General features: G+C 73.8%; 6 protein-coding genes and 2 pseudogenes. 6 read left to right on the forward strand and 2 right to left on the reverse strand.

Annotation, left to right across the window (positions count from 1 at the left end; all coding sequences use genetic code 11):
- Positions 1-103: 103 nt before the first annotated feature.
- Entirely contained in the window at positions 104-1321 is a 1218-nt protein-coding gene (locus G6R24_RS16875) for an amidase family protein (RefSeq protein WP_163550195.1), read from the reverse strand.
- 126 nt (positions 1322-1447) lie between these two features.
- Between G6R24_RS16875 and G6R24_RS16880 the strand changes: the two are divergent.
- A pseudogene (locus tag G6R24_RS16880) lies at positions 1448-1711 on the forward strand (SAM-dependent methyltransferase); the annotation flags it as partial.
- Between the two features lie 159 nt (positions 1712-1870).
- Here the strand turns inward: G6R24_RS16880 and G6R24_RS16885 are convergent.
- Positions 1871-2455 carry an SDR family NAD(P)-dependent oxidoreductase gene (locus G6R24_RS16885; RefSeq protein WP_225438640.1) on the reverse strand — a complete coding sequence of 195 codons (585 nt, stop codon included), beginning with the start codon at positions 2453-2455 and terminating at the stop codon, positions 1871-1873.
- A gap of 95 nt (positions 2456-2550) precedes the next feature.
- Between G6R24_RS16885 and G6R24_RS16890 the strand changes: the two genes are divergently transcribed.
- The 5 genes and pseudogenes from G6R24_RS16890 to G6R24_RS24220 all read left to right on the forward strand — a co-directional run.
- Positions 2551-3426 carry a LysR family transcriptional regulator gene (locus tag G6R24_RS16890; RefSeq protein ID WP_163550197.1) on the forward strand — a complete coding sequence of 292 codons (876 nt, stop codon included), beginning with the start codon at positions 2551-2553 and terminating at the stop codon, positions 3424-3426.
- A 166-nt stretch (positions 3427-3592) separates the two neighbouring features.
- A complete protein-coding gene (gene tatA, locus G6R24_RS16895; protein WP_163550198.1) occupies positions 3593-3943 on the forward strand; it encodes a Sec-independent protein translocase subunit TatA in 351 nt (116 codons plus the stop codon).
- 574 nt (positions 3944-4517) lie between these two features.
- Positions 4518-5276: a DsbA family oxidoreductase gene (locus tag G6R24_RS16900; RefSeq protein WP_163550199.1), complete on the forward strand. Its 759-nt coding sequence runs from the start codon at positions 4518-4520 to the stop codon at positions 5274-5276.
- Between the two features lie 150 nt (positions 5277-5426).
- Complete coding sequence (locus tag G6R24_RS16905) at positions 5427-6110, forward strand: HD domain-containing protein (protein ID WP_163550200.1); 684 nt, start codon at positions 5427-5429, stop codon at positions 6108-6110.
- Positions 6111-6257: 147 nt separating this feature from the next.
- Positions 6258-6464 (forward strand): annotated as a pseudogene (locus tag G6R24_RS24220) (amino acid permease); the annotation flags it as partial.
- Positions 6465-6506: the final 42 nt, after the last annotated feature.

Genomic DNA, 6506 nt, shown 5'->3' on the forward strand with positions numbered 1-6506 from the left:
CCGTTGTTGTGGCCGTCGAAAATTCGACGAGTTCCCGTGCGGCTGTCGGTTCGGGTGTCCGACTACACCCGGACTTTGGTGGCGTAGGGATCGAATGTGCGCATTAACGGTCCACGGAAAAACGGACATCGCGGAGGTCCGGAGTCCGTTGGTGCGCGAGCTGCTCGGCGGCCAGGGCGACGGCGAGCAGGTCGGCCTCGTGGCCGGGACGGGCGACCAGGTGCAGGCCGACGGGTTCCCCGGCGTTCGTCCAACCGGCGGGGATGCTCACCGCGGGATGGCCGGTGATGTTGAATGCCCAGGTCAGGGCGACGCTCATCGCGGCACCGGGCCCGTCGTGGCCGTGCGGGGGATTGGGTGTGCTCGGCGTGGCCAGCAGGTCGACGCCGGTGAACAGGTCCTCAAGGGTGTCCCGCAGCACAGCCTGGATCCCGCCGGGATCCGGGCTGTCGGCGCCGGCCGCGGTGCGGCCACCGGGCTCCGGGACCGATCGGGTGCCGCTGCGCAGCGACGTCCAGCAGGGCGCCGGGTCCGGCAGTGTCACCGCACCGTCGACCATGGCGAGCACGCCCGCCGCGGCGAGCCGGTCCAGCGCGGCGCGGGCGGTGGCCGCGATGCGGTCCTCGGTCGCGGCGAACCCGAGCGTCGCCGACCACACCGTGCGCAGTGACCGTCCTGTGTGCTGCCCCACGACGTCCGGAGCCGGGTCGACCAGCCGCCGCGGACCGGCCTCGGACGGGTCGGACGGGCGTGACAGACCAGGGGTGGCGGTGACGGCGTCGAGGTAGGCGGCGGCGTCGACGGCGTGGCGGGCGAGTACCCCGGGCGCGGTCAGACCGGCCCGGTCACGAGCGGGTAGCCGGCCGGTGGTGAGTTTCAGGCCGAGCACCGCACACCAGGCCGCCGGGATCCGCACCGACCCGGCACCATCGCTGCCGGTGGCCAGGGGGACGAGTCCGGCGGCGACGGCGACCGCCGAGCCCGCCGACGAACCTCCGGGACTCCACTCCGGATGATGGGGGTTGCGGGTGGGACCGCGGTCGGTGTGACCCCAGGTCTGCCAGGCGGTACCCGGCCCCGGCACCGCGGTGGCACCGACCGGCACACATCCCGCCGCGACCAGCAGCCGGGTCTGCTCGGCGTCGCGTCCCTCACTGGCCTTGACGCCCAGCGGCACCCCGGCGAGCGGGAGGTACTGCCCGGCGCGCAGCCGACGGTCCACCTCCAGGGCCGCCGCCCGGGCGGCCCTGGGCCACAGCTCGCGGAACGCCCGCAGTTCCTCGTCGGCGACCCGGATGCGCGCCAGGGCATCGCCGGTCACCTCCCACGCCGACCAGGTCCCCTCCCCCGCACCAGCGCGGCGATCCGCACCGCCCCGAGAGCCCCGAGGCCGCCGAGCCCCTTGTCACCGCCGAGACCGCCGTCACCGCCGTCCAGAGCGCCTCCCATGGTCCTGCCGCGCCCGTTCAGAACCGACCAACCGCACTCGGCGCGGATGTACGACTACCTGCTCGGCGGCACGGACAACTTCCCACCCGACCGCGACGCCGCCGAACGGGCTTTGGTCGGTTTCCCGCATCTGCGGATCACCGCCCGGCAGAACCGGGCGTTCATGACCCGCGCGGTACGTCATCTGGCCGCCGAGGTCGGTATCCGCCAGTTCCTCGACATCGGCACCGGTATCCCGACCTCCCCTCCGAAATATCGGGTACAGGGACAGCTGTTCTCACAATACCGAGCAAGCTGTCCCGCGGAGTCCCCTCCGCCAGGCGGAGGCAGCTCGTGAGGAGGCCGTCCACACGATGTCCAGCGGGTGTGAGACGGCCGCCACAGTCGATGAACCTGTTCGAGACGCGCGGGCGAAGCCACCTCACCCGGCGGGTGACGACCGCCGTGCACCTCTCAGCTCCCGGGCGTACTGGAGGGTGACGGCGTTCAGGAACGTCTTCGACGGCGCGTACGCCACGGCCACCGGACCCGTCGTCTGCTCACCAGCGGTACCTGACTGCCGGGTCAGGGAGCCGACGCTGCTGGACATGTTCACGATCCGCGGCGAGGCAGAGCGGCGCAGCAGCGCTATCATCGCGTTGGTGACGCGGATGACGCCGATCACGTTGGTCTCCACGACCGTCCGGATGGTGGCGGGATCGACCCGGGTGGGCTCCTGCGGCATGCCACCGGTGATGGCGGCGTTGTTGACGAGCACGTCGAGGCGTCCGGCCTGCTCCTCGATCAGCCGTGCGGCGGCGGTCACGCTCGCGTCGTCGGTCACGTCCAGCGGTACCCCGAACGCGTCAACGCCGGCCGCGCGCAGCTTGCCCACCGCGGCGTCACGGCGCTGATCGTCGCGGGCGCCGACGCCGACGCTCCAGCCGAGGGCACCCAGACCCGCGGCGATCTCGTACCCGATTCCCTTGTTCGCGCCGGTGACCAGCGCAGTCGTCGGTTCACTCATGGGGTCGATGCTGACCCGGACCTGGCGAGGGGTCCAACACCGATGCGGTGCCCAGCGATACCGCCCAGGTATCGATCCCGGGATAGCGTGGCCGCGTGGAGACCCGGGAACTGCGGTACTTCGTCGCCGTCGCGGAGGAGCTGCACTTCGGCCGCGCCGCGCAGCGGCTCGGGATCGCACAGCCGCCCCTGTCCCGGGCGATCCAGCGGCTCGAACGCCGGCTCGGGGCGGCTTTGCTGGACCGGACCAGCCGTACCGTCACGCTGACGGCGGCCGGCTCGGTGCTGTTGGTCGAGGGCCGGGCGGCCCTCGACGCGGTCGATGCCGCCGACCGCCGGACCCGCCGCGCCGCCCTCGCCGCGACCGGCCATCCCGGCCTGGTCCTGGCCGCGAAAGCCGGCGCGTCCAGGGAACTGCTGGCGAAACTGCTCGACGCCTACGCCGCCGAACCCGGCGCGGTCCCCGTGGACGTCACCCTGTGCGGCCCGGCCGAGCAGGAACGGCTCCTGCGCGAGGGGCGGGCCGACGTGGCGCTGCTGCACCGGCCGTTCGACTCGACGGCCGGGTTCCACACCGCGGAGCTCAGCACGGAAAGCCAGGTCGTGGTCCTGCCGGCCGGGCATCCGCTCACCGTCCGGGCCCACGTGCACATGGCCGACATCACCGCACTGCCAGGCCTGCCCCTGCCACGCTGGCCCGACCCCGACGGCGCCTACCCGCCCGGCCCCGGCCCGCGGGTCCGCGACCACGCGCAGTTACTGCAGCTGATCGCGCTCGGCCGTGCCTGCACGGTCTTACCGGAGTCGTGCCGAGCCCAACTGCACGAGGACCTCGCCGCCGTGCCCGTGCTGGACGCGCCGACCGTCACCACCGTGATCGCCTGGCCACCGCACAGCCGGTCCAGAGCCCTCGCCGACCTCATCCAGACCGCGACACGTCTCCACCATCACCGCTGCGGGTACGGGCGGTGATGACCAGCGCGCCGTCGACGCCCAGATCGGCAGGTACGGTCTGGTCGCCCGCAAGCCCTGACGGGCCGACGCGGCGCGGTCGTACCATGCTGTAGAGGGCCGTCCTCCACGGGTCGTGGGGCGGCCGGTCCGGTCACATCCCGACCCTGGCAGAAGGTTGGTTGTCGTGGCAGACATCGGCGTTCCCGAACTGCTCATCATCGTCGCGGTGGTCATGGTGCTCTTCGGTGCCAAGCGGCTGCCCGACGCCGCCCGGTCCTTCGGTCGTTCGCTGCGGATCTTCAAGTCCGAGGTGAAGGGTCTGCACGACGACGACCACCCCGCCGACACCGCCTCCGCCGCGCCGGCCCAGGCCTCACCCCCCGCTCCGGTCGTGACCGCGCCCGCCGCCGCCTCTCCTGCCGCCGCCCCGGTGATCGTCGCGCCGGCGCCGGCCGCCCCGGTGGCGACCACCGTCGCCGCGCCGTCCGCCGCGGCGGTCTCACCGAACGGAAACGCGAGCAGCCCCTCCGCCTGACCGCGCCCTGATCGCGGCGCGGGGCCCATCCCGTCCCCGCACACCCCTCCGTCGCCGGGACGCTCTCTTGGCCGTCGCCACCGCGGGTGCCGTGGGGGTCGTGGGGGTCCGGGCGACCCAAGGGGTGACCGGTGGTGGTCCTCGCCGTGGTGTGTTTCACCGCGACACCCGGGTGGCGCCTTCCCGTCCCAGGACCGTGCCGTCCCCGTCGACGGCAGGTCCCCGCAGGGGCGGTGAGCTGCGGTTTCGTTCACCTGGCCGGAGGATCTGCCCGTCTCGGACCGCCGGCGATCACCGCTGCGGCCGCACGGTGGGACGTGGGTGTGCGCGGTCGCTCATCCACCGCGGGCCCCGAGCGCACATCCGAGGTGTTCACTCGCTAACGGCGGCGACACCGGCCGCCACCGCGTCTGTCGCACACCGCACGCCGCACGCCGCCACGTCCCGCCCCGGGACGCGCCGCCCCCGCATCGGGGTCCGGCCGGCCACCGCGGCGGACAGCGCTGGTGGTGGGTTCGGCGCCGCCGGAAAGTCGCGGCCTCAGATGCGGTGACGAACAGGATGGTGATCCGCCGTGCGCGTGGACATCTGGAGTGACCTCGTCTGCCCGTGGTGCTATGTCGGCTGGTCCCGGCTACGCCGGGCACTGACCGGCTTCACCCACCAGGACGAGCTGACGGTGCGCTGGCACTCCTACGAGCTGAACCCGGGCTTGGCCCGCGGCCGCAGCGAGCCGCGTCCCGGCACACCCGGACGCCGCTTCCGGGACCTGTCCGCCGAGGAGATCGCCCGCGGCGAACAGCGGGTCGCCGACGCCGCCCGCGACGAGGGACTTCCCTACCGCGCCGACCGGCATCACGGCAGCACCTTCGACCTGCACCGTCTGCTGCACCTGGCCACCAAGGCCGGCCGGGCGGCCCCCACCCTCGACGCCCTGCACCAGGCGCATTTCGGCGCGGGCCGTGACATCTTCGACCACGCTGTGGCCGTCGACGTCGCCACCGCCGCCGGCCTCGATCCCACCGACGCGCGCCGTGTCCTGGCCGGCGACGCCTACACCGAACGGGTCTTCACCGACCAGCGGGCCGCCCACGACCTGCGGATCACCGGCGTCCCGTATGTGCTGATCGACCGGAGCATCGTCGTGTCCGGGGCCCGTGGCAGCGCCCTGTTCACCCGCGCGCTGGACACCGCCTGGGCCCGCCGCCCCCGCACCCGCGCCCAGTCCCACGCCGAGGTCGAGACCGCCCCCGCGGCGGCGGGTGTCGGTGGGGGTGCCGCTCCCCGGCCGCCGTCCCGTTCCCGGCCCCGCGCACGTCAGCCCGTGCGCTGAGCCGACCGCGCCATCCCGTCGGCGGGGCCGGGATGTGTGGCGGCTGGGCACGGTGATGGCCGGGCCAACCGGCCACGATTCGGGGACGCGCGTCCGGTTCGTCCGGGTGGAGGGGCCCCGCGGCCCGGACCGGACCGCTACCGTCGGGCCATGAGCCTGACAGCGCGGGGCGCCAGCACCGAACCAGCCGGCTCCCCCGCGGCGGGGACGGCAACGGCGGCGGGAGCCGCGGGCGCGGCCACCGACCAGGGGGCCGAGGAGCTGCACCGCCGGTACGCCCCGACGTCCGCCGCGTTCACCGAGGTGCACTCCCACTGTCGGATCGTGTGGGATGTGGCCGCCAGCCTGCTGGCCGCCGGCGCCGCCCCCGAAGCCGACGTCACCCTGGTACGCACCGGTGCGCTGCTGCACGACATCGGCGTCTACCGGCTCTACGACGACACCGGCCGGCTCGACTACGCCCAGTACCTGCGCCACGGGGTGCTCGGCCATGCACTGCTCGCCGCCGAGGGGCTGCCCCGCACGGTGTGCCGGTTCGCGTCCTGCCACACCGGTGTCGGGTTGACCCGTGCGGAGATCGAGGCCGGCGGGCTACCCGTCCCCGCCGCCGACTACCTCGCCGAGACCGTCGAGGAACGCCTGGTCATGTACGCCGACAAGTTCCACTCCAAAAGCCGCCCGGGCAGCTTCCTGACCGCCGACGCCTACCGGCGGTCGCTGCGCCGCTTCGGCACGCACAAGATCGACCTGTTCGACGCGCTCACCACCGAGTTCGGCCTGCCCGACCTGCCGGTGCTGGCCACCCGCCACCACATGACCCTCCACGACGCCTGACCCCACCCGGGTGGACACCTGCGCGCAGCCAGAGCCGACAGAGCCGACAGAGCCGAGACCGAAACCCACCAGGACGCCCAGGTCCAGGCCCAGGCCGGAGCCGGGCCGGGAGCTGGGGTCGGATGGGGGGCCGGGGCGGCGGACGCGATTGTCGTCGGTCTGGCCGCGATGATCGGCGCCGGGGTGTTCACCGTGTTCGCGCCGGCGGCGCGGGTGGCCGGCGCGGGACTGCTACCGGCCCTCGGTGTCGCCGCGGTCGTCGCCTACTGCAACGCGACGTCCAGCGCGCGCCTGGCGGCCCGCTATCCCAGCTCCGGTGGGACCTACGTCTACGGGCGGGCACGTCTGGGTGACCGGGAAACGTAGCGCGCAGGCCCCGTCCTTCAGGGCGGGGGT

Source organism: Candidatus Frankia nodulisporulans, from assembly GCF_902806475.1.
GTDB classification, from domain to species: domain Bacteria; phylum Actinomycetota; class Actinomycetes; order Frankiales; family Frankiaceae; genus Frankia; species Frankia umida.

Bases quoted from the DNA above. Each gene is read 5' to 3' on its own strand.
- G6R24_RS16885 (WP_225438640.1), bottom strand. From the start codon at position 2,455: ATGAGTGAACCGACGACTGCGCTGGTCACCGGCGCGAACAAGGGAATC.
- G6R24_RS16905 (WP_163550200.1), top strand. From the start codon at position 5,427: ATGAGCCTGACAGCGCGGGGCGCCAGCACCGAACCAGCCGGCTCCCCC.